The organism is Alkalimarinus coralli, from assembly GCF_023650515.1.
Taxonomy (GTDB): domain Bacteria; phylum Pseudomonadota; class Gammaproteobacteria; order Pseudomonadales; family Oleiphilaceae; genus Alkalimarinus; species Alkalimarinus coralli.
Window position 1 is genome coordinate 1,346,198 of the sequence record NZ_CP096016.1, and the last position, 19,709, is coordinate 1,365,906.

The following is a 19,709-nucleotide window of genomic DNA, read 5'->3' on the forward strand; positions in this document are numbered from 1 at the left end:
CGAGTGTTTGACTTTATGGCTCCGCAGGCTGACAAGCGGTTAGATATAAAAAACGGCTGTATGCTTTACGTGGAAGATGTGAGTGTGAGCTTCGACGGGTTCAAGGCTATTAATAACCTTAATCTCTATATTGATGAAGGTGAACTGCGTTGTATTATCGGACCAAATGGTGCCGGTAAAACCACCATGATGGATATCATCACGGGTAAAACCAAACCCGACACAGGTTCTGCGTACTTCGGGCAGAAGATTAACTTGCTGGAAATGAGTGAACCGGAAATTGCGCAAGCGGGTATTGGGCGCAAGTTTCAGAAGCCGACTGTTTTTGAAGAGCAGTCAGTGTACGACAACCTAGAATTGGCGATGGCTGGGCCTCGCGGCGTTCTACCCACTCTGTTTTCTAAACTTAATGGCGAACAAAAAGATCATATTGAACAAGTCATGGTTCAAATCGGATTGCAGGAGCATCGTTTTGCGCGTTCTGGTGCTTTGTCCCACGGTCAGAAACAGTGGCTCGAAATTGGTATGTTGTTGATGCAGAACCCGCGTTTATTGCTGGTGGATGAGCCGGTTGCAGGAATGACTCATCAGGAAATGGATCGAACAGCCGAGCTGCTAACGTCATTGGCGGGTAAGCACTCGGTTATCGTTGTTGAACACGATATGGACTTTGTCCGCTCAATTGCTAAAAAAGTAACCGTGCTGCATCAGGGAAGCGTCTTGGCTGAAGGGTCTATGGATCAGATTCAAAGTGATGCGCGTGTTAAAGAAGTGTACCTGGGAGAGTAACTGGATGCTTAAAATAGAAAACCTGAATCAGTTTTATGGTGAAAGTCATACGCTCTGGGACCTTAATCTTCATGTAGAAGAAGGCAAATGTACTGTTCTAATGGGGCGTAATGGCGTAGGTAAAACGACGTTACTAAGCTGCATTATGGGGTTATTGCCAATCAAATCAGGGAATGCGGAATTTATGGGGCAGCGCTTGTTTGATCATTCGGCGGAAAAGCGCGCCTCAATGGGGATTGGTTATGTCCCGCAAGGCAGGCAGATATTTCCTGCCATGACGGTTGAAGAAAATCTTCAAATTGGATTATCAGCTCGTAAAGATAAACTTAAAAAAATACCGGACTTTATCTTCGAGCTTTTTCCAGTGCTTAAGGAGATGATTAATCGGCGTGGGGGTGACCTGTCGGGAGGGCAGCAACAGCAATTAGCGATTGGCCGTGCACTGGTCGTAGACCCCAAACTGCTGATTCTGGATGAACCGACAGAGGGTATTCAGCCCAATGTCGTGCAGGAAATAGGCGATATCATCCGCAGGTTAAACCAACAGACTGGGCTCACGGTTTTGTTGGTTGAACAAAAGTTACCATTTGCTCGAAAAGTGGCGGATAACTTCTGTATTATGGAGCGAGGGAAAAGTGTTGCCACCGGCAATATTTCTGAACTTTCCGAAGAACTGATTAAGGAATACCTCACAGTTTGACAATATCTCAACATGTAAACACACCAAACGTAGTTACGGCTGAAGATGATGCTGTGTTAGCTGCTGCTTCAATGATCGACAGTACGATAGAGAGCCGTACCACCGATAGTGGTCGCGCTAACTTTGGGTACGGCGAGAGCAGGCGTTGGCTGGCAGAACTGAGCTTGGAGTTTGTCGCAGGTGCAGACAAAACCCTGATGAAGGACTTTCAGTTTAAGGGGCCTCTTAGAGTTCAGCGGCCTTTTTATCCTGAAAATAAGGTGTGTCACGTATATATCCTTCATCCGCCAGGTGGGCTGGTCAGTGGTGATAACCTTAAAATCGACATAACGTGCGCGAAGAATAGCCATGTGTTAATGACGACCCCTTCGGCCGGAAAGGTTTACCAGGCAGACTCGTGCAATGTCTCGCAGTTGCAAGATGTAAAGCTATCGGTTGATGACGCAATATGCGAATGGTTCCCACAGGAGACCATTGTTTTTAACGGTGCAAATGGCCGACTGAGTACCCACATCGACCTGACAGGCAACGCCAAATTTATTGGTTGGGATATTTATTGTCTGGGCAGGACTGCAGGCAACAAACCGTTTGATAGCGGAAGCGTTGTTCAAACGCTAAGTGTCTCAAAAGACGGCTTACCCCTGCTGTTAGAACGGCAGGTTGTCAAAGGTGGCGGGGAGTCACTGACTCAGCCCTATGGCTTCGCAGGGCACTCAGTTTCCGGCACCATGATTATGTTTGGATTGGAAAACCCTCAAGCCTCAGTAGATGCGTTGCGCTCCTCACTGGAACCGTTGATTTCAACCTCTTCCATTGCCGGTTTGATCGCAGTCACTCAGCGCCTTGGCGTTGTGATTGTACGCTATCTCGGACCATGCTCAGAGGAGGCAAAAAATTTATTGATCCATTGTTGGAAGCAGGTTAGAAAAGCGCTTTTAGGGCTTGAGGCCTGTGAGCCGAGAATTTGGTCGACTTAAATTTTATTCAAAAAATGTCTGTTTATACACAAGAGAGACACGATGCAACTTTCGCCTAGAGAAAAAGACAAATTACTACTATTCACTGCCGCGTTACTGGCAGAAAGGCGCCTTGCCAAAGGCATAAAACTTAATTACCCGGAAGCCGTTGCGTTAATTTCAGGAGAAATTCTGGAAGGTGCCAGGGAAGGAAAGACGGTTGCCGAGCTAATGAGTTATGGACGAACAATACTGACTCGTGACCAGGTGATGGAAGGTATTCCGGAGATGGTAGATGAGGTGCAGGTAGAAGCCACTTTTCCTGACGGAACCAAACTCGTTACTGTCCATAACCCCATTATTTAATACTGCTGTTAAAGGAGTGTATCGAGATGATTCCAGGTGAATATGCATTGAAGGATGGAGATATTGAGCTCAATGCAGGCCGTGAGGTGATCTCACTCTCAGTCTCCAATACTGGAGACCGGCCTGTTCAAGTTGGGTCTCACTACCATTTTTCAGAGACCAACTTAGCGCTTGAGTTTGACCGGGACAAAGCAAGGGGTTATCGCCTGAATATTGCGGCAGGTACGGCTGTTCGCTTTGAACCAGGGCAGAGCCGCACGGTAGAGCTGGTTGAATTCGGCGGTAAGAAAGAAATATATGGCTTTCGTGGTGATGTTATGGGCGCGCTTTAGCCTTTCTCACGGAAATGACCTTCGGTAGCAAGGATATTAAAATGACAAAAATTTCCCGCAAAGCCTATGCAGACATGTTCGGACCCACTGTCGGTGACAAAGTCCGTCTAGCAGACACAGAGCTTTGGATAGAGGTAGAAAAAGATTACACCGTCTATGGCGATGAAGTTAAGTTTGGCGGTGGCAAGGTTATTCGCGACGGCATGGGGCAGAGCCAAATGGTCTCTTCTGATGTCGTTGATGTGCTCATTACCAACGCCTTGATTCTCGATCACTGGGGTATTGTAAAAGCAGATATAGGCATAAAAGCAGGCAGGATAGCGGCGATTGGCAAAGGGGGAAACCCGGATACCCAGGAAGGTATCACAATTGCGGTAGGCCCAGGCACTGAAGTTATAGCAGGGGAAGGGCAGATCGTAACTGCGGGTGCTGTTGATTCTCACATACACTTTATTTGCCCACAGCAGGTAGAAGAAGCGCTAATGTCGGGGGTCACAACGATGTTGGGTGGCGGTACGGGCCCGGCAACCGGGTCGAATGCCACAACCTGTACGCCTGGCCCCTGGAACATGGCTAAAATGCTTCAGGCGACTGATAACCTGCCAATGAACTTTGGTTTTTTAGGTAAAGGGAATGCGAGCCTCCCCGAGGCGCTGGAAGAGCAGTTGGAATATGGTGCATTTGGTCTCAAACTTCATGAAGATTGGGGAACAACCCCTGCGTCTATTGATAACTGTTTAACCGTAGCTGAAAAGTACGATGTTCAAGTAGCCATTCATACTGATACCTTAAATGAATCCGGTTTTGTAGAAGACACATTGGCGGCTTTTAAAGGTCGATGCATACATACCTATCATACTGAAGGCGCTGGAGGCGGACACGCGCCGGATATTATCAAAGCTTGTAGCGAGTTGAATGTCCTACCTTCATCAACCAATCCAACCAGACCTTACACGGTTAATACGGTTGATGAGCATCTGGATATGCTGATGGTTTGTCACCATTTAGATCCTAATATCCCTGAAGACGTCGCGTTTGCAGACTCTCGTATTCGTAAGGAAACGATAGCAGCTGAAGATATATTGCACGATATGGGTGTACTCTCGATGATCGCATCAGACTCACAAGCGATGGGTAGAGTCGGCGAGGTTATTTCCAGAACCTGGCAAACCGCACATAAGATGAAAACCCAACGAGGCGCGTTAGACGAAGATAAGCCAGAAGGTAATGACAACTTCCGCGCAAAACGCTATCTGGCGAAGTACACGATCAACCCCGCAATTGCTCATGGTATTTCTCATGAAGTGGGTTCTATAGAAGTGGGTAAGTTAGCTGATCTGGTGTTATGGAAGCCTGCATTCTTCGGGGTTAAACCCGCGTTGATTCTAAAAGGTGGCTTTATTGCCGGTGCACCAATGGGAGACCCTAACGCATCAATACCCACTCCGCAGCCTGTCCATTATCGTTATATGTTTGGTGGTTTCGGTACCGCACCGGCCAAAACATCATTTACGTTTGTAAGCAAAGCAGCTGAAAAAAGAGACTTGCCTAAAGAGTTAGGGTTAAGCCGAACACTGGTCGCTTGCCATAGTGTTCGTTCGGTGACCAAAGAGGACATGATTCATAATAATGCAATGCCGGTGATTGAGGTTAGCCCAGAGACCTATGAAGTCACTGCTGATGGCGTGCTATTAAGCTGCGAACCTGCTGATGTGTTACCGATGGCTCAGCGTTATTTCTTATTCTAGCGAAGGGTAATAGTTGTTTAAGTAATGTGTGCACGAATATATTTACTAACCAGTAGCCGGAGATCATGGTGTTAAAAGTAGTCGAGTATGCCGATGGCGTTGTCGGGTTGTCAGCTGATGATACGTTGACGTTGAATTATGATGACAGGAAACGAGGGCGTTTAAGAAGCGTCACGGATTCAGGGGAAGATATTGGGCTTTTTCTCGAAAGGGGTAAAGTCTTACAGCAGGGGCAAGCGTTAAAAACCGAATGCGGGAAGGTCATTATCATCATTTCTCAAGATGAGGCTGTAACGACAGCTCGTTGTGATGACTGGTTGGTCTTCTCAAAATGTTGCTATCATCTCGGAAATCGTCACGTGCCTTTGCAGGTGGGTGAGAAGTGGCTACGTTTTAAACCGGATCACGTACTTGAAGATATGGTTCGCATCCATGGTATGACCATTGAACATGAGTTGAGCCCTTTTGACCCTGAGAGTGGTGCATATAAGGGTGGCCATCACCATTAGGAAAACAATGAACGCTAAATCACTATTATCACTGTTATACCTTTCCAGCCCTGCATTGCCGATTGGCGCTTTTGCCTACTCACAAGGCCTGGAGTCCGCGATTGAAATGGAATGGGTTAAGGATGGTGACGACCTGGCAGAGTGGCTGTCGGGCGTATTATCTAACGGCCTCGCACAACAAGACTTGCCACTTTTTTACCGCATGTATTCCGCGTGGGATAAGGGGGACTTAGAGTCATTGAACCGCTGGAACCAGCACTTTAGAGCCAGTCGGGAAAGTGCTGAGCTACTGTTGGAAGATGAACAGTTAGGGCGTTCGTTAAAACGCCTGCTGATTTCGCTGGATATTTTGGATCAGGTTCAGCTTCCCGAAAATGCAGGTTTTTTTACGTTGTTTGCATTTGCGGCCAAGCACTTTTCTATTGATACCGACGAAGCGGCACTCGGGCTATGTTGGAGCTGGTTAGAGAATCAAGTGACCGTTGCTTGTAAGGCGATCCCTTTAGGGCAAACCGCAGCGCAAAAAGTAATGTTACCAATGATGGAAAAAATTGAGCGGGCGATAGCGCATGCCAAGCTTGTCAGTGATAGCGAAATTGGAGCGACATTGCCCGGTTTTGCCATAGCCAGTGCAATACATGAAACACAGTACTCACGTTTATTTAGAAGCTAATAGACATAGAGACTTTTTCACGACTATAACGCCGTGCAAAGGCCTCACATAAACGCAAATCAGTAGGATATATTCATGACGACCCAATGTTTGAGAATCGGTGTTGGTGGCCCTGTTGGCTCAGGTAAAACAGCGCTTTTACGGCAGCTATGTCTGGCTATGCGGAAGCATTACAACATGGCTGTTGTGACCAATGATATCTATACCAAAGAAGATCAGGAATTTTTGATACGCCACGACGCGCTCGAACAAGACCGTATCATGGGGGTTGAAACCGGTGGTTGCCCACATACGGCGATACGTGAAGATGCATCGATGAACTTGGCAGCCATTGACGAACTGCAGGAGCGCCATGAGGGGCTGGAGTTTGTGCTGGTTGAAAGTGGAGGGGATAACCTTTCTGCTACGTTCAGCCCTGAGCTTTCAGACCTCACTTTATATGTTATTGATGTGTGTGCAGGTGATAAAATTCCACGCAAAGGGGGGCCTGGTATTACCAAGTCAGACCTGTTGATAATCAACAAGACGGATCTTGCGCCGATGGTCAATGCGTCTCTTGATGTTATGGATAGGGATTCAAAGAAAATGCGCGGAGAGAAACCGTTTGTTTTTGCCAACCTCATTAAAGGCGAAGGGCTCAGGTCTATTATTGACTTCATCGTCGATAAAGGCATGTTGGATAAACGTATTTCAGATGATGTTAGCTTTGAAGAGCCTCAAACGGCATGATGAACTGATTCCCGCGCAAGCGGGAATGGGCTTTATTGCAAAGGCGAATTGAGTAAACGTGTAAATCTGCGACGCTATGGATAAAACAAATATAGTTAGAGCGATTGGCCCAGTTAAAGACGGAAAAATAGTATTTGGTTGGCCTGGTAAAGTTGCTACATCAGGTAAAGTTTCTACATCGGGTAAAGTCGCTACATAATGGATGCCAAATTTTCATTGACCGTTACAGACAAACAGGCAGGTATAACCCTCATCGATTGTCTTTTGCCCTGTATACCTTACCTTAGTCGGGAGAAGTGGTGCTCGCTGTTAGAATCGGGGCAGATTAAAGTCAATGGTGTGGCAATATCTGAAAATATACAGACTCAGACCGGACAAGTTATAGATTACACTGTGCCCGATTATCAGGAGGCTGCGGTTGATCCAAATTGGTCGCTACTGTGGTCAAATGACGAAATTGCAGCCATTCACAAACCCGCCAACCTTCCGGTTAACCGAACCACTCGCAACGTATATAACACACTCATTCAACTGCTGCGACGAGAGAGTCCTTGGCCAAATGCTCACTTGCTTCATCGATTAGACATTGAAACATCCGGCGTTATTTTAATTGGTCAAAACAATGAGGTGGCTCGTAAATACCAACCTGCTCTGCCGGGGCTTATAAAACGCAAAATATACCATGCCGTTGTTTACGGAACCCCTGAATGGACAGCGCTTGATTACGAGTGTGATTTAGCCACTCTTCCTGACAGCCCAATTCGATGCCAGATGCATAAGGTAAAGCGCGGCGAGGGGAAGTACAGCCGCACAGGGTTCTCGGTTCTCAGCTCTACCGAGGGGTTTTCACTGGTCAGGTGTGAGCTTATGACAGGGCGAAAGCATCAAATTCGTGCGCATCTGGCAGCTCTGGGGCACCCAATAGTGGGAGATAAAATATATAGTCTTAGTGGAGAAATGTATTTAAAGCGAATCAACCAGCCGCTTACCGGCCTAGATAACGAAAAACTTGTTACATCTCATCACCTTCTGCACGCTTATGAGCTGCATTTGCATAACCTTAGTCATCCTGCTGACCCTGAACTGGTCATCAGAGATGATAATTTCCCGCCAGAGTGGCGTGAGTTTGTTAAAAATAACTTTATTGAAGCGGAACGCTAACTGAACAGCTAAATGCTTCTCTGAACAAATAAAATACTCATTTGTTTGTACTAAGATCAATATAACTATATAAAAAGTGTGTCAAAGTGACCTTAACATCAACTCTATCTGTGGTGTGTATGATCTGTGGTGTGTATCAATAGTAAGTGGTTAAACAAACGGAGATCGATGATGAGAAAATGGTTGCTGCTTTGCATTATGTTATCAGCCGGTGGTGCGTTCGCAGAAGAGCCTATCAATATATATGGCTACGACATAAAGTCGAGTACTTATACCGATAGTAGTCAAGAATTGAGGGGAAAGCATCACGGCGGCCGGCAAGCATTTTTAGCGGAGCTTACACGCGAGTTAATGATAAAGCTTAACCTGACGCCAGATATTATTCCTATAGAAAAAACAGGCGCTTCAAGGGCAGCCAAGATGAATGGCCCACACGGGTTTCTTGGGATCCGGCGTACCAGTGATAATGCCAACGACTATCAATGGGTCGGCCCCCTTCTGGAAGAGTCATCATATTTTATTAAACGTAGAGATAGCGATATAAGGCTTGCTACGGTGGAAGACGCGAAACGTGCAGCTTCGGTATGTGTTCGTACCGCTAGCCCTCAAGTGCAGCCTCTAAAAGAACGAGGGTTCACCAATATTGATTATGCCTCATCATATAAGGCATGCTGGGATCGAGTCGCAGATGGCCGTTCAGATCTCACGTTATTGAGTGCAGTGCTATTTCCAACCATAGAGAAAATAGCTGGTGTGACGGTTGATAAATTGAGTAAAACAGATGTCGTTATTGCAGATGAAGCTTTCCTGGCATTTCCAAACGGTACGCCACTTGAAACGGTTAAAAAGTGGAGAGGAGCCCTTGAGGCGATTAAAACCTCGGGCCGCTACAGTAGCTTGGTTCATCACTATTACTGCCGGCAAGACTGTTTCTAGGTAAAGAGAGCTTGAATTAAACTTAATCCAGTTATATGACAATGTTGTGTCCCAAGGGCGTTCGGAAGTGGCGTGTTGTTGAATATTATTCACTATTAAACTTCTAAAAGTGATGTTTTTTGATTGTGCTAGTGCAAATAGAATGGACTTGCTTGTTTGCAGCCAATATCAGATAGAATTACTCGAAAGGACGTCTAATATGAGTATCGTCGTTAATTTACAGTCAAAAGCCAAGCCTGAAACTACTACTAAACTCATCTCGTTTATAGAAGAAAAGCTACCCGCAGTTAGAGGCTTTAGTGGGTGTATGCAAGTATCGATTTGCCTTAATCGAGATAGTGGGGATCTGCTATTTTACGAAAAGTGGTCGTCGAAAGAAGCACACGAAAAGTACTTGTTGAATATCCAGAATAACGGTGTCATGGCCCAGTTAATGAGTTATCTTTCAGACCCTCCTACAGTTAATTATTATGAGTCACTGGATATATAAAGCCAGTATCAAGGCGATAGCGTATGTCAACGATTGAGGTCCGTTCTCGCTTTTCCTCAGGATTATGGATAGCCAAAGAGTAGGCGATGAAACACGAGCCTTTTTAGTTGTTATACCTTATCGGCAATTGGCTATTGCTATAGGTTACTCAGACATTCTGGGTCTTTGGCCGCAGGAAATGATATGTATACTGCGGGAAACGGCTAATCCCTGCCTGCTTTGCGCAGCCACTGCAATAGTGCATCGTAGATGACGATCTTTTCAGCCTAAAGATTGAGTGAGAATGATTGCAGATTCAGTGAAAAATTTTTCTTTAGCTGAAACGATTAGGCAATCAACCTCACTCGTTTACCCTAAGCCATATCCAGTACGCGGCTTACAAGCTTTTCAATGCCCACGGCTGCTTCTGATATTCGTTCTGCGAGCATGTAAGCAGGGGTTGAGACGACTTTGTTTTCCTCATCAATGACGACGTTTTCTACCTCGCAATTAATGTGTTTGGCCCCCATGGTCTCAATAGCCGCTGCGGTGTCGGCATCATTCCCCACGGTGCACTTTGCGCCTTCTTCGTATATACCCGCGATGAGTGTTGGCGCAATACAGATATAGCCCGCTGGTTTAGAGGCTCTGGCAAATGCTTGAGCAATTGTTTTGACTTGTAGATTAATGACCATTGATGAGCCGTTAACGGCATAATCGCTAAGGTTTTTCGCAGCGCCAAACCCTCCGGGGAAGATAATGGCGTCGTAGTCTTTTACATCAAGCGCTGAAAGGTCTTTAATTTCTCCTCTCGCCAGCCTTGCTGCTTCTACTAAGGTATTGCGTGTTTCGCCATACTCGACCTCACCTGTTAAGTGGTTGACAACGTGCAATTGAGGGATGTCAGGCGCAAAACACTGATACTGAGCATCGTTGCTATCAAGTGCCAGTAATGTAATGACTGTTTCATATATTTCTGAACCGTCGTATACGCCACACCCAGAGAGAACTACCGCTACTTTTTTCATTAAACAGCTCCATTGAAGATATAAAGTGGTTTACAGACAACTATGCAGATTGATGTTTTTTAACCGTCGTTGTTGATAAAGCATAACGTGTTGTCGTTCTTTTCTAAAGGGGGGCTATGAAGGTGCGTACTGAAAGCGTTGCTGCTGTGTGCCCTGTCTATAAGCGTGTGCTTGGTCTATAAGTGTGTGCTTGGTCTATAAGTGTGTACCTTGTCTATAAGTGTGTACAATGGGCGCTGATTTTAGTTGATTAGTCATAGGCGCTTTAGAACTTGATGAACGAGATTGAACTTCAAACACCACTAGGGGTACTTACACTTAAACGTTTTCCGGTTAGAAGCGGAGACCGCCTGAGAGCGTGGGATGCGGCCGATGAGCTATTGATCAATCATCTTGATGAGCAACAACTGTTAACTCACAAAGATTGCGTGCTAGTGTTTGATGATCAGTTTGGCGCGCTTACCAGTTATATTTGCCTGGCTTTAGCTAAGTCGAATAAGCCAGTCGTCGTTGACGTGATGACAGACTCATTTATCTCACAGCAGGCGATTATTGAAAACCTCACCGTCAACGGGTTCGACAGCACAAACAGCCATATTCGCTTTATTGATAATACCGCCATTCCCGACAAGCATTATGACTTGGTGGTTTACAAACTGCCAAGAAATCACGGTTACCTGGCTGACGTCATGCAGCGTTTGCGCACGTGCCTTAGTGAAAAAACAGCGGTTATTGGCGGGGCGATGGTGAAGTATTTGCCCAAGAATGCGCTTTCTCTAATGGAAAATACAATAGGGAGCACAAAGACATCGCTCGCCGCTAAAAAAGCCCGGCTTATATTCTCTTCGTTCGACCCAACGTTACAGCCTGATAACCCGTATCCCTCTTCCTACAGTCTTGAAGAGATTGATGTTGAGCTTGTAAATCACTCAAATGTGTTTTCACGTGAAAGTCTGGATATTGGTACAAGGCTTTTGTTGGCAGTGATGCCTGAGTCAGATGATGACTTAATAATTGTTGACCTGGCTTGCGGAAATGGCGTGATGGGCGTATCAGCGGCTCAGCTAAACCCCAATGCGGATCTTATATTTTGCGATGAGTCTAATATGGCTGTGGCGTCTGCTCAGGAGAACTTTAAAGGGCATTTTCCTGATCGATCGGCAACGTTTAACCATGCTGACTGTCTGGCTGGCGTTGACCCAAACAGTGTTGATCTGGTGCTATGTAACCCACCGTTTCACCAGCAAAATACGGTTAGTGAACATGTCGGGTGGCAGATGTTTAAAGAGTCACTAGGGTGCTTGAAGCCAGGTGGCGAACTTTGGATTGTGGGCAACCGCCACCTGGGGTACCACGTAAAGCTGAAAAAGCTATTCGGTAATGCAACACTGGTTGATTCAAGCAGTAAATTTGTCGTCATTAAAGCGGTAAAGAGGTAAAGAGGTAAAGAGGTAAAGAGGTAAAGAGGTAAAGAGATAAAACACTAGTGGAGGTAGTTCAGGGCCAAGTGTTTTAGCCCCGAACTGCTTTACCGACTTAATAGTGAATGGCTTGTTAAAGGGCTACTGTGTGATTTTTAACCCTAAGCGTTCCACAGTATCGACTATCGTCTGGGTTTGGTGGTCTACTTCCAGGTTAATGATAGCACCAGGGCGGGTACTGCCAAATGTCGTTATGCTGAGAGTTTCCGGTATCAGGTAAACGTTAAACTCGTCTTCTGTTACTTCACCCACCGTTAAGCTACAGCCATTAACAGCAACAAAACCTTTTTCCAGGATATATTTGATCCACTCTTCGGGTACTTTGAATTTAATAATGCAGTTGTTTTCTGTTTTTTCGACCGACGAGACGACTACCGTTGTATGGATATGCCCAGAGAGCAGGTGCCCACCAATCTCATCTCCGAACTTTGCCGCCCTTTCAAAGTTTACCAGACTGCCAATTTCGAGCTGGCTCAGATTAGTCACTCTTAGCGTCTCTATCATGACATCAAAGTAAACTATGGTATCTGTATACTCTGATACTGTAAGACAAGTGCCATTGATCGCGATGCTTGCACCGTGTGCTACCTTTTCCAGAGATGATGCCGGGAACTCAATACCTAATCTCGAAAGGTCTTTTTTTTGATCGATCGACTTAACAATAGCGGTGCCTTGAACAATACCTGTGAACATATACGGTTTATCTCTTTTAGAGTCATAAATACGGATCAACTGAGTATGGATATATCTAGCGGTAACCCGGTATGACGTTATTAAACAAATTGTTGCTATGTAAAAAGCGAAAGGGATTATATCATACGCATCTTTTTAGCGAATCGAGCCTTTGTGTAGGGAGTAAGCCTGCATATGGTTCAAAATTGATTGATAGTAAAATAGGCGCCCTTAACACCGGCGCTTGTAAAGCAGGTAGTGCGTGAGAATTTTTTTAGCCCCAATGGATGGCCTTACAGATGATATTATGCGGCAGATTCTTACGCGTGTCGGCGGTATTGATGTTTGTGTCACCGAGTTTGTCCGAATAACCAATACCTTATTACCCAAAAAAGTATTCTATCGTGCCTGCCCGGAGCTTCATCACGGCGGAAAAACTCAATCGGGCACTCCTGTTCGGGTTCAATTATTGGGTAGCGACCCAGTCTGCCTGGCTGAAAATGCTGAGTTAGTCTCCACGCTAGGGGCTCCCGCCATTGACCTGAACTTTGGCTGCCCGGCTAAAACAGTTAACCGCAGTAATGGCGGAGCCGTGCTACTGACAGACCCTGAAAACCTCTACAAAATCGTTAAAACGGTACGAAACGGGCTAACAGCTACCACACCTTTAAGCGCAAAGATGCGCCTTGGTTACGAAGACAAAAGTCTCGCGCTGGAGTGTGCAAAAGCTATTGAAGAAGCGGGGGCTAGCGAGCTTGTTGTTCATGCAAGAACCAAGGTGGAGGGGTACAGGCCTCCAGCGTACTGGGACTGGATTGCAAAAATTAAAGAGGTAGTTCAGCTACCGGTTGTGGCTAATGGCGAAATTTGGAATACAGAGGATTACCTCCGCTGCAAGGAGCAGAGTCAGTGTAGTGACATAATGATAGGGCGGGGTTTAATCAGTAATCCGGGGTTGGCGAATCAGTGCAAGGTGCTTAATGAGCGAAAAAAGAAGAGTACCATTGGCGGCGGGAGAGATCAGTTACTTAGCTGGGAAGACGTTGCTGAGCTTCTTGCTGAGTTTTTGGACATGTCTTTAGATCAGATGGACGAAAAACAATCTGTGGGTCGAGTGAAGCAGTGGTTAAGATACTTGTCGCGAGAATACGCGGATGCTGAGGAGTTTTTTACCCTGATCAGAAAAGATAAAACTCCTCAGCCGATTATTGATAAGCTGGAGCAGCAGGTAGGCGTTCTGGCGTAAGGCCGGTGCTCTGGCTTAAACCGTTAGTGCTTATGAGATTCCAGGCGAGCTATGCTAAGCGCTTTCAATACATCTGTACGAGTGATTATTCCAATTACCTGATTGTTTTCGACAACAGGGTAAAGTTTAGGACGACGACCTAACATCTCTTCTGCCAAACTTATAATATCTGAGTTTGGAGATACCGAGAGCGGGTTTTCACGCATGATGTCACGTGCTACGTGATGGTCTTGGCTATAATAGCTATCGTTCACCATCTGTTTCAGGCAGTCTTTCTCAGAGATAAAGCCAATAAGCTTTTTGTCCTGATCCAATACCGGCGCACCAAACAGCTTGCTTTTCACTAACGTTTTTACGACTTCTTCAACGCTGGTGTCTGGAGAAAAGTACTCTGTGACCGGTTTCATGTAGTCACTTACTAAAATCGCGGGTGTGGTCATTGTTGATCCTCTGCTTTAATTGCTTTTATTCTCTAATGTATAGTCAGTTTTCAGATAAAAAGAAACCGACGGAGTAACTAAATTCTGTCCCTGCCTCGCACTCACCAAGTGGAAATTGTGCAGTGGCAGTGCGCACAACTCCAAAGAAAAGCACCGGGCGCCCTTGCATCCTATCAATCCAATCGTTTAAGCGGCATGATGCTAATCAATTTAAAAAACACTTAAAGATCAGGATACTGTGAACGATATAGTAAGAAGGAACTTAAGAATAAAGTGATAGAGTGTGAATGGATAACGAAAACGCAAAAAGCGATAACGAAAACCGCGGTCAAACAGCAGAACCAGTGTCAGGGGCGGCTGCGTTTAAGCCGACGACGTCCAAGGAATTGGACGTGGCACGCAAGCGCAAAGAGCGTCAAGAGGCTGAGCACAAGCGTGTATCCGAAGAGCAGCATCAGCAGCATATACGAAAGAAACTGTTGGCGGAATGCCAAACATTGCTCAATGTAAACTACGACTGGCTCTATTTAGACGACTACCCTGATAATCGAACGGTGTCTGTTGCGAAGAGAAATCGAGACTATTGGCTCTTGCTCTGTGTCATCGAATTCATTGTTTTTGTTGCCGGTGTCTTAGAACTTGTTCCCGCTTGGGTAGGAGGGAGTGCATTCGGGTTGCTATTTATTACGTTGTGCTTTTCACTAAAGGGTTTTCGACGGTTTTTTAGCTCCGAGCCTACCTTGTCTGAGCTCCTTCATGAGCGAAAAAAACTGGAATTCAGGGCGCTTAATCATATAAAGCTCTTAGAGGGGCAGGATGGGTTGGCCTGGAAATGTCGCAAGCTAGCGAAATACAACCAAAACCTTGAACGGACACTGTTTCAGGGCGTGATGAATGTATCTGCCAAGAAACGGCTATTTGGAGTGTTGAAAGAAAAAAAGCATATCCGCCTCTACCTACAGTTAATGCTTGAAGCTGAGAAAGCCTATAAAAGACTTCAGGAAGATTATCTTAAGCACCATTTTAGTAACCTTGAAAAAGGTATTGATGATACAGTTCAAGAAATCGCTGAACGACAACCCTCGGCCCCTGAGCAGGCAGTGACCGTGTCTGTACCCGAGTCAGCCCCAGTTACCCAGCAGCCCACCAGAAAGACTTAACCTCCGTATTTTAGCACCCACACAATCCGCTATGCTCGTAATTAGTGCGAGTGCACCTATTTGGCATAAAAAGTGCTTTTATCTGGTGCATTCATTTGAAGCGCTAAGCGTAAAAGTTAATGTTTAGCTATAAAAAAGAATCATAACGTTCTGAATTATAATAATAATATTCTGATTAGCTGACTCTTTTTTGCGAAAGCTTAGTGCAAGTAAAGAGTTATAATGGTGCGAAAATAAACATACTGCACAATAGTGGTGCATTTAACCAATTACTGGGAAGAGGATATGACAAGACTATTTTTACCGTTGTTGATGGCAATATTGCCGAGTGTTGCTTTAGCTGAAGATGCACAGATCGATGGCGCCAATACAGCCTGGATATTAACCTCAACAGCATTAGTGCTGTTTATGACTTTGCCGGGTTTGGCTCTGTTCTATGGTGGCTTGGTTCGTTCTAAAAACGTGCTTTCAGTGCTAATGCAATGCTTTGCAATTGCCGGGGTATCTTCTCTGCTTTGGTTGATAATGGGGTATAGTCTGGCTTTTGGCGAAGGCAATGCGCTGATTGGTGACTTTAGTAAGGTTATGTTGTCGGGAATTGGTCGTGATACATTATCCGGCGATATTCCTGAGTCGCTTTTCATGCTTTTTCAAATGACGTTCGCGGTTATTACACCTGCGCTTATTATTGGTGGATTTGCTGAGAGAATGCGATTTTCTGCTGTGCTTCTTTTTAGTGCGATATGGTTGCTGGCGGTATATGTGCCTGTTACCCACTGGGTTTGGGGCGGAGGCTGGCTCGCCGAAATGGGGCTATACGATTTTGCCGGCGGAGTAGTTGTTCATATCACTGCGGGCGTCGCAGCATTGGTTGCGGCTATTGTACTTGGTCCACGAAAAGGTTTTCCAACCACAGCGATGCCTCCCCACAACATGACTATGACGGTTACGGGTGCAGGTATGCTATGGGTTGGCTGGTTTGGCTTCAATGGTGGTAGCGCTTTGGGTGCCAATGGTGATGCCGCGATGGCGATGCTGGTGACTCACATATCTTCAGCGACTGGCGCACTGGTATGGATGTTTATTGAATGGAAAAAGTTTGGCAAGCCTAGTGCGTTGGGTGCGGTAACAGGTATGGTTGCAGGTTTGGGTACGATTACCCCTGCGTCTGGTTTTGTTGGGCCGGGTGGTGCGTTAATCATCGGGTTTGCAGCAGGCCTTGTTTGTTTTTATGCCACTCAGTACGTTAAGCGTGTGCTTAAGATAGATGATAGCCTTGATGTATTTCCTGTGCATGGTGTAGGGGGCATCTTAGGAACATTTATGGTGGGTATTTTTGCATCGACCGAACTAGGAGTTTTTAGCGGGTTTGGTTTTGCAGAGGGTATCTCATCTATTGGCGGCCAGCTAAAAGTTCAGTTAATCGGCATTGTTTCAACTATTGTGTATACCGCAATCGTTACATACGTAATACTTAAATTAGTCAGTCTATTTGCACCGCTACGTGTTTCTGAGGAAGACGAAGTGGAGGGGCTTGATACCTCTTCCCATGAAGAAAAAGGTTATAACCTTTAAAGTTCAATAAGAGGGAGGGGAATCACCCCCTCCTTTCATGTTCAAATACTACCCGGCCTCATCTCTGTTCAGAGCCACTATTCAGAATCATTCCGCTGTATTCATTTCTTTGGATTACCCCTTCGCGTCTGGTTGCAATTACTGATCTTTGCCGCTGGTTGTAAGTGCGTGGTATTTAATTATTGAGTTATGTCATGGATTGTTAATGAAGCTTGACATAACAACCAACCAAACGTATGTTTAAAACAATTGTTTGGAATGTTTTAACTAATGTGACGGCACGTGTCGATTATGAATGTGGGCATTTCATTTCTTTCGCATAGATCAATGAATAGACGAAGTTTTCAGCATGGCTCAATCAGATACAGTAGATCGCATACTTGATGCAGCAGAAATTCTTTTCGCAGAGCGGGGGTTTTCTGAAACGTCACTACGGATGATAACCAGCAAGGCTAACGTAAATCTAGCGGCGGTCAATTACCACTTTGGGTCAAAAAACGCACTTATACAGGCGGTTTTTTCCCGCTTTCTATCTCCTTTTGCAAACAATCTTGAGAATGAGCTAAAAAGCGCTTCCGACAAACATTCAGACACCCCCATCGATATTGAAACGTTACTGGGGATTGTCACTTCCTGTATTGTTAGGGTGCCATCTCAAAGTAAAACCGGTGTTTCGGTGTTTATGCGTCTGCTCGGGTTAGCCTATACGCAATCACAAGGGCACCTTCGTAAATACCTTGAACAAGAATACAGCCGAGCATTCAGGATGTTCATGAAACATATGCGAGAGGCTACGCCACAGCTCTCTGCTGTTGATCGTTTTTGGCGTATTCAGTTTATGCTTGGCACGACTGCCTTCACCATGTCGAGTATCGAAGCCCTGTCTGACATTTTAGAAAATGAAATGCAGGTTCATAGTTCGACTGAGGAAGTGGTTAAACGCCTTGTTCCTTTCTTGGCTGCGGGTTTGCAGGCTCCTTTACCGAAATAACTCAAACCAAACCCCTTCATGTGGTGTAGCTGATCTTTCTGTCTTTAGGGTATGACACAGAATGAAAGGTCAGTTAAGCTTAGCTAATGGCTAATACTACAAGTACACTATCGATTGAAATTGATATTCCGCTTCAAACGCTTACGCTTTTAAAGTCTGCAACGCCGTGGTTGTGCTATCGTGTCTCAACGGCATTAAACGGCCCTGGGGAAAGGTCTAATAGTGGTTGCACGCCCAGAGGGCGCCACATCATAAGAGCTATGATTGGCGATGAGCGACCAGTGGGGGCGGTGTTCGTTGGACGTAGGCCTACAGGTGAGATCTACTCGCCTGCCTTGGCGGCACAATACCCGAGCAGAGACTGGATACTGAGTCGGATTATGTGGCTATCGGGCATCGAAATTGACGTTAATCGCTTAGGTGCTGTAGACACAATGCGTCGTTATATCTATATCCACGGAACTCCGGACTCAGAGCCTATGGGAGTGCCGTTATCTCATGGTTGTGTCCGTATGAGAAATATGGACATAATCGATCTTTTTGATAGAGTTCAGCCAGGCTGTCAGGTCACTATTTTTTAGCGCTCTTTGGCAACTCGCTAGACTTAAATATTCACAACTACAATTTTCAGGGAATAATAATTAATATGCAGAAGAGCACACTATCTGCAAATACCGACGGTATGAATGCGTTAGGTAATATTGGCCCGCTGATGGTTGACGTCGAAGGGAAAAGCCTTAACGACCAGGATCGCCAGTTGCTCTCTAACCCCCTTGTCGGAGGGCTCATTCTTTTCTCTCGCAACTACTCAAACAAAATGCAATTGGCTGAGTTAGTCGCTGAAATAAGGGCATGCAACCCTAATATATTGATTGCAGTGGATCACGAGGGAGGGCGGGTTCAAAGATTTAGAAAGGGGTTTAGCCGTATCCCGCCCATGCGAATGTTCGGCGAGTTATATGCGAAGAATCCGGCCAATGCGATGTCCCTTGCTAGAGAGTGTGGTTGGTTATTTGCGTCTGAGTTACGGGCATCGGACATAGACTTCAGCTTTGCGCCGGTTTTGGATCTCGATTACGGTATTTCTTCTGTGATCGGTGATCGTGCTTTTTCAGGTGACCCTGAGGTTGTCATTGAACTGGCTTCTTCGTTGATTGCCGGGATGAATGAAGCGGGTATGGCGTCGACTGGAAAGCACTTTCCTGGGCATGGCGCAATCGAGGCTGATTCACATGTTGCATTGCCGGTAGATAATCGTGCATTTAAGGAAATTGAAGCAGACGATCTAAGGCCTTTTAAGGCATTGATGTTGAATGGTTTAAATGCCGTCATGCCTGCTCACGTCATATATCCTCAGTGCGATGAAAACGCCGCAGGCTTTTCTTCATTCTGGCTAAAAAATGTCTTACGTACCCAGCTGTCTTTTGACGGCGTGATATTCAGTGATGACCTGAGTATGGAAGGGGCGAGTGTGGCGGGGGATTACGCTAGCCGAGCCAAGGCAGCTCTGGCTGCTGGCTGTGATATGGTTTTAGTGTGTAATAACCGTGACGGGGCGCTTGAAACCTTGGCGTGTCTGGAAAATTCTACCGACTATTCGCCCAATAGAGTCTCTATGAACCGGCTCGAAAAGATGAGGGGGCGAGATAAAACAGATTTCGAGTCACTCAAAAGAAGCAGTCGATGGTGTCAGGCGGTGAGCCGTCTCGATAATTAACCAATTAAAAATTGTTTAGAATTACATACGC

The 19,709-nt window shown here is 45.7% G+C and carries 22 protein-coding genes; 19 read left to right on the forward strand and 3 right to left on the reverse strand.

Annotation, left to right across the window (positions count from 1 at the left end; translation table 11 throughout):
* The first annotated feature begins 15 nt into the window (after positions 1-15).
* The 12 genes from urtD to MY523_RS06010 all read left to right on the forward strand — a co-directional run bounded on the left by urtD (position 16) and on the right by MY523_RS06010 (position 9,389).
* Complete coding sequence (urtD, locus tag MY523_RS05955; protein WP_250658780.1) at positions 16-789, forward strand: urea ABC transporter ATP-binding protein UrtD; 774 nt, start codon at positions 16-18, stop codon at positions 787-789.
* A 4-nt stretch (positions 790-793) separates the two neighbouring features.
* Positions 794-1,489 (forward strand): urea ABC transporter ATP-binding subunit UrtE, encoded by a 696-nt coding sequence (gene urtE, locus MY523_RS05960; RefSeq protein WP_250657882.1) that lies wholly within the window; start codon positions 794-796, stop codon positions 1,487-1,489.
* The gene (locus tag MY523_RS05965) at positions 1,486-2,466 is read left to right on the forward strand and encodes an urease accessory protein UreD (RefSeq protein WP_250657883.1); all 981 of its coding nucleotides are present in this window, start codon (positions 1,486-1,488) and stop codon (positions 2,464-2,466) included. Before urtE ends, MY523_RS05965 begins: the two co-directional genes overlap by 4 nt.
* 42 nt (positions 2,467-2,508) lie before the next feature.
* Positions 2,509-2,811 (forward strand): urease subunit gamma, encoded by a 303-nt coding sequence (gene ureA / locus MY523_RS05970; protein WP_250657884.1) that lies wholly within the window; start codon positions 2,509-2,511, stop codon positions 2,809-2,811.
* A gap of 26 nt (positions 2,812-2,837) precedes the next feature.
* Positions 2,838-3,143 (forward strand): urease subunit beta, encoded by a 306-nt coding sequence (locus tag MY523_RS05975; RefSeq protein WP_250657885.1) that lies wholly within the window; start codon positions 2,838-2,840, stop codon positions 3,141-3,143.
* Positions 3,144-3,184: 41 nt separating this feature from the next.
* Positions 3,185-4,891 carry an urease subunit alpha gene (gene ureC, locus MY523_RS05980; RefSeq protein WP_250657886.1) on the forward strand — a complete coding sequence of 569 codons (1,707 nt, stop codon included), beginning with the start codon at positions 3,185-3,187 and terminating at the stop codon, positions 4,889-4,891.
* A 65-nt stretch (positions 4,892-4,956) separates the two neighbouring features.
* Complete coding sequence (gene ureE, locus MY523_RS05985; RefSeq protein WP_250657887.1) at positions 4,957-5,400, forward strand: urease accessory protein UreE; 444 nt, start codon at positions 4,957-4,959, stop codon at positions 5,398-5,400.
* Between the two features lie 7 nt (positions 5,401-5,407).
* On the forward strand, positions 5,408-6,073 hold the full coding sequence (locus tag MY523_RS05990; protein WP_250657888.1) for an urease accessory protein UreF: 666 nt from the start codon (positions 5,408-5,410) through the stop codon (positions 6,071-6,073).
* A gap of 75 nt (positions 6,074-6,148) precedes the next feature.
* Positions 6,149-6,802, forward strand: a complete 654-nt coding sequence (ureG, locus tag MY523_RS05995; protein ID WP_250657889.1) for an urease accessory protein UreG — start codon at positions 6,149-6,151, stop codon at positions 6,800-6,802.
* Between the two features lie 198 nt (positions 6,803-7,000).
* Positions 7,001-7,963, forward strand: coding sequence for a pseudouridine synthase (locus MY523_RS06000; RefSeq protein WP_250657890.1), 963 nt, complete (start codon positions 7,001-7,003; stop codon positions 7,961-7,963).
* A 168-nt stretch (positions 7,964-8,131) separates the two neighbouring features.
* Positions 8,132-8,899 carry a substrate-binding periplasmic protein gene (locus tag MY523_RS06005; RefSeq protein ID WP_250657891.1) on the forward strand — a complete coding sequence of 256 codons (768 nt, stop codon included), beginning with the start codon at positions 8,132-8,134 and terminating at the stop codon, positions 8,897-8,899.
* 199 nt (positions 8,900-9,098) lie between these two features.
* A complete protein-coding gene (locus MY523_RS06010; protein WP_250657892.1) occupies positions 9,099-9,389 on the forward strand; it encodes a putative quinol monooxygenase in 291 nt (96 codons plus the stop codon).
* A 353-nt stretch (positions 9,390-9,742) separates the two neighbouring features.
* Here the strand turns inward: MY523_RS06010 and elbB are convergent, their stop codons facing one another.
* Entirely contained in the window at positions 9,743-10,396 is a 654-nt protein-coding gene (gene elbB / locus MY523_RS06015) for an isoprenoid biosynthesis glyoxalase ElbB (protein WP_250657893.1), read from the reverse strand.
* A gap of 275 nt (positions 10,397-10,671) precedes the next feature.
* Between elbB and MY523_RS06020 the strand changes: the two genes are divergently transcribed.
* The gene (locus MY523_RS06020) at positions 10,672-11,835 is read left to right on the forward strand and encodes a methyltransferase (protein WP_250657894.1); all 1,164 of its coding nucleotides are present in this window, start codon (positions 10,672-10,674) and stop codon (positions 11,833-11,835) included.
* 123 nt (positions 11,836-11,958) lie between these two features.
* Here the strand turns inward: MY523_RS06020 and MY523_RS06025 are convergent, their stop codons facing one another.
* Positions 11,959-12,570, reverse strand: a complete 612-nt coding sequence (locus tag MY523_RS06025) for a riboflavin synthase subunit alpha (RefSeq protein ID WP_250657895.1) — start codon at positions 12,568-12,570, stop codon at positions 11,959-11,961.
* A 241-nt stretch (positions 12,571-12,811) separates the two neighbouring features.
* Here MY523_RS06025 and MY523_RS06030 point away from each other — a divergent pair, with 241 nt between their 5' ends.
* Positions 12,812-13,795, forward strand: a complete 984-nt coding sequence (locus MY523_RS06030; protein ID WP_250657896.1) for a tRNA dihydrouridine synthase — start codon at positions 12,812-12,814, stop codon at positions 13,793-13,795.
* 23 nt (positions 13,796-13,818) lie between these two features.
* Here the strand turns inward: MY523_RS06030 and MY523_RS06035 are convergent, their stop codons facing one another.
* Entirely contained in the window at positions 13,819-14,235 is a 417-nt protein-coding gene (locus MY523_RS06035; protein ID WP_250657897.1) for a CBS domain-containing protein, read from the reverse strand.
* Positions 14,236-14,522: 287 nt separating this feature from the next.
* Between MY523_RS06035 and MY523_RS06040 the strand changes: the two genes are divergently transcribed.
* From MY523_RS06040 to nagZ, 5 genes are all read left to right on the forward strand, one after another.
* Positions 14,523-15,395 carry a hypothetical protein gene (locus tag MY523_RS06040; RefSeq protein WP_250657898.1) on the forward strand — a complete coding sequence of 291 codons (873 nt, stop codon included), beginning with the start codon at positions 14,523-14,525 and terminating at the stop codon, positions 15,393-15,395.
* A gap of 285 nt (positions 15,396-15,680) precedes the next feature.
* Positions 15,681-16,970, forward strand: coding sequence for an ammonium transporter (locus MY523_RS06045; RefSeq protein WP_250657899.1), 1,290 nt, complete (start codon positions 15,681-15,683; stop codon positions 16,968-16,970).
* A gap of 349 nt (positions 16,971-17,319) precedes the next feature.
* Positions 17,320-17,961, forward strand: coding sequence for a TetR/AcrR family transcriptional regulator (locus tag MY523_RS06050; protein WP_250657900.1), 642 nt, complete (start codon positions 17,320-17,322; stop codon positions 17,959-17,961).
* A gap of 86 nt (positions 17,962-18,047) precedes the next feature.
* Positions 18,048-18,542 (forward strand): L,D-transpeptidase, encoded by a 495-nt coding sequence (locus MY523_RS06055; protein WP_250657901.1) that lies wholly within the window; start codon positions 18,048-18,050, stop codon positions 18,540-18,542.
* A 119-nt stretch (positions 18,543-18,661) separates the two neighbouring features.
* Entirely contained in the window at positions 18,662-19,678 is a 1,017-nt protein-coding gene (gene nagZ, locus MY523_RS06060; protein WP_370301517.1) for a beta-N-acetylhexosaminidase, read from the forward strand.
* Positions 19,679-19,709 lie beyond the last annotated feature (31 nt).

Coding starts and splice junctions, on each gene's coding strand:
- urtD (WP_250658780.1), top strand. CDS start 16: ATGGCTCCGCAGGCTGACAAGCGGTTAGATATAAAAAACGGCTGTATG.
- urtE (WP_250657882.1), top strand. CDS start 794: ATGCTTAAAATAGAAAACCTGAATCAGTTTTATGGTGAAAGTCATACG.
- ureA (WP_250657884.1), top strand. CDS start 2,509: ATGCAACTTTCGCCTAGAGAAAAAGACAAATTACTACTATTCACTGCC.
- MY523_RS05975 (WP_250657885.1), top strand. CDS start 2,838: ATGATTCCAGGTGAATATGCATTGAAGGATGGAGATATTGAGCTCAAT.
- ureC (WP_250657886.1), top strand. CDS start 3,185: ATGACAAAAATTTCCCGCAAAGCCTATGCAGACATGTTCGGACCCACT.
- ureE (WP_250657887.1), top strand. CDS start 4,957: ATGGTGTTAAAAGTAGTCGAGTATGCCGATGGCGTTGTCGGGTTGTCA.
- MY523_RS05990 (WP_250657888.1), top strand. CDS start 5,408: ATGAACGCTAAATCACTATTATCACTGTTATACCTTTCCAGCCCTGCA.
- ureG (WP_250657889.1), top strand. CDS start 6,149: ATGACGACCCAATGTTTGAGAATCGGTGTTGGTGGCCCTGTTGGCTCA.
- MY523_RS06000 (WP_250657890.1), top strand. CDS start 7,001: ATGGATGCCAAATTTTCATTGACCGTTACAGACAAACAGGCAGGTATA.
- MY523_RS06005 (WP_250657891.1), top strand. CDS start 8,132: ATGATGAGAAAATGGTTGCTGCTTTGCATTATGTTATCAGCCGGTGGT.
- MY523_RS06010 (WP_250657892.1), top strand. CDS start 9,099: ATGAGTATCGTCGTTAATTTACAGTCAAAAGCCAAGCCTGAAACTACT.
- elbB (WP_250657893.1), bottom strand. CDS start 10,396: ATGAAAAAAGTAGCGGTAGTTCTCTCTGGGTGTGGCGTATACGACGGT.
- MY523_RS06020 (WP_250657894.1), top strand. CDS start 10,672: ATGAACGAGATTGAACTTCAAACACCACTAGGGGTACTTACACTTAAA.
- MY523_RS06025 (WP_250657895.1), bottom strand. CDS start 12,570: ATGTTCACAGGTATTGTTCAAGGCACCGCTATTGTTAAGTCGATCGAT.
- MY523_RS06035 (WP_250657897.1), bottom strand. CDS start 14,235: ATGACCACACCCGCGATTTTAGTAAGTGACTACATGAAACCGGTCACA.
- MY523_RS06040 (WP_250657898.1), top strand. CDS start 14,523: ATGGATAACGAAAACGCAAAAAGCGATAACGAAAACCGCGGTCAAACA.
- MY523_RS06045 (WP_250657899.1), top strand. CDS start 15,681: ATGACAAGACTATTTTTACCGTTGTTGATGGCAATATTGCCGAGTGTT.
- MY523_RS06050 (WP_250657900.1), top strand. CDS start 17,320: ATGGCTCAATCAGATACAGTAGATCGCATACTTGATGCAGCAGAAATT.
- MY523_RS06055 (WP_250657901.1), top strand. CDS start 18,048: ATGGCTAATACTACAAGTACACTATCGATTGAAATTGATATTCCGCTT.